Annotated in this window: 1 protein-coding gene; it reads left to right on the forward strand. The window is 63.2% G+C overall.

Features of this window, described 5'->3' with window-relative positions; translation table 11 throughout:
* Nucleotides 1-120 precede the first annotated feature (120 nt).
* Nucleotides 121-1,262 (forward strand): hypothetical protein (locus F474_RS22755; RefSeq protein ID WP_218191686.1); only part of this gene is annotated, 1,142 nt, incomplete at its 3' end.

Consider the following 1,262-nt stretch of genomic DNA (forward strand, 5'->3'; position numbering starts at 1 on the left):
ATGCGCAGTACCACGGCGTCGGAGCCTGCACCCAAAACGGCCAACAAGGACTGCAAAGTCAAGGTGTGGTCGATCACCGATAAGCAAACCACTGTTGTGCTCGGCGACGCGTCCTTGAGCATGACCCTCGTCCAGCAGTTCGAAGACAACCCCACCTGCGAGGGGTTGCAAATCAGCACCCGAGCCACCACCGAGGCCGGTACCGAACTGATCAGCCGTGAAGTGCGCTCACGCTTTTCTCGACGGTGCCTGAGCAAGACCGCCGATGGCGCCCAGACCGACTTCCGCCATGATGCCCTGGGGCGGGTGGTCGAGCATGTGCGCTACCGCTTGAAACCCGATGGCAAACGTGACGACCTCTCCAAGGCCGTCACGAGCACAGGATACAGCTTCGAGCATGGCGGCCTGGTCGCGCAGACGACCAACCCCGACGGCAGCGAACATCGTGATGAGTTGGATGGCCTGCAACGGGTGGTGCGTCGCGCATGGCGCCGTAGCGCCCAGGGCGCATTCGTGCCGCTGCACTGTATGTTCATGCGGGGTGCGGGCGATGAAGCGGTGACCAGCCCCGCCTGGGACTACCTTCCCGGCGGCCAGGCGATCTGCGAGCCGCTGCAGGAGGTTGAGCTGCCAGGTTACCAAGCCTGGAGCCGCGATCTGCTGGACAGCGCGTATACCGTGGAGGAAGGCCTAGGGCCGCATACCTTGCGCTACACCGGCAGCGACCTTCAAAGCCGCGCGGACGGCACCCTAACTTGCCGGGAAACCCAGCGTAGTGCCGAAGGTGAAGAGCTCGCCGGAACCTTCACGACAATGGATGCCAACGGCCGTGTAGTAGCGGTTGAACAGACCATCGACGGTATCTTGCGCAGGCAGTGCTTCACCCGGGACGCGCTGGGGCGCGTCACTCGTCATGAACGACCGGACGGCAGCTCAGTGGAGCGTAGATACCACGGCTTGAGCGAGCAGGTAACCGAGCTGCGTGTGTTCGAAAAGGGCCAGGCTGCAGCCAGCGGGCGACTAGTCGCCAGTCAGCAGGTGAGCGATGCTTCCAGCTTGAGCAAACGCACGGTGGGTAACCGCCAGTACCGTTTCGAGGGCGACAACGTCACGCTCCCGGACAAAACGCTGCTGACCCTATCGAAGGCGCACGACGCAGGCGAGTACACAGCAGGCGAAGCACTGATTTCCGGCGTCACTCGCACTGGAAACGTAACCACCCTGGCCAGCGACTCAGGCCAAGCCGATGAAGGCGGCCAGTG

Source organism: Pseudomonas sp. URIL14HWK12:I12, assembly GCF_003097135.1.
Taxonomy (GTDB): domain Bacteria; phylum Pseudomonadota; class Gammaproteobacteria; order Pseudomonadales; family Pseudomonadaceae; genus Aquipseudomonas.